The sequence below is a fragment of the Haloferax sp. Atlit-12N genome, assembly GCF_003383095.1.
Classification (GTDB): Archaea; Halobacteriota; Halobacteria; order Halobacteriales; family Haloferacaceae; genus Haloferax.
This window is the reverse complement of the sequence record NZ_PSYW01000060.1, coordinates 1-659: the sequence shown is the minus strand read 5'-3', so window position 1 is coordinate 659 and position 659 is coordinate 1. Positions and strand designations below refer to the sequence as shown.

Below are 659 nucleotides of genomic sequence, written 5' to 3'. Positions count from 1 at the left end.
TTATATGTACTGATGAAAGAGTACAGTATACCAGATGGGCCACGTCTACTACCACCATCCCGGTGACAAGCAGTTCTCTCTTGACTTCGTGCATCCAGACCCTACTGAAGTCGTCTCGCATATCGTCAACTACGACGACGACGTCGCTGTGAAGGTCCAGAAGTACGAGATTGACGAAGCGTTCTACGTCGTCTACACGTCCCGTGTCGATGGTGGCCCTGTTCGTGAGATCAACTTCGATCTCAAAGCGTCACTCGCGAAGATGAGCGAGGACAACAGAACCATCGTCGTTCGGCTGCTCGAGATCTACCGCGCCCTCATCGCTCAGAACGAGGAAGAAGAGGGCGTTCCCGTCGAGGCATACAAGCAAATTGATGTCGACGCGCTGCCGGACGTGCTTGATCGGACGGTCTGGGAGGGCCCAGCAACAGCCGTTGCAGGCCGACTCGCCTCAAACCTGATTCTGAAACACGCACTTCCGAACGCCAACCACCGGACTGCTGTCGCATTAGTTCAGTTCTACCTCCGACGCCTGAACTCGGATTTCTCGATGCCGGAAACGTCCGTCGAAGTCGACCCAGAATCGTACGACTGGCGAGAGTGGGTAAACGAGTACATCAACGAGTCAAAGCGGCTACTATCCGTTCGGCCGAAGAACG

Annotated in this window: 1 protein-coding gene; it reads left to right on the top strand. The window is 54.9% G+C overall.

Translation table 11 applies throughout. The annotated features are described in order from the left end of the window. Positions 1 to 34: 34 nt before the first annotated feature. Positions 35 to 659: hypothetical protein (locus C5B90_RS19975; RefSeq protein ID WP_115883637.1), on the top strand; the 625-nt coding region annotated here is incomplete at its 3' end.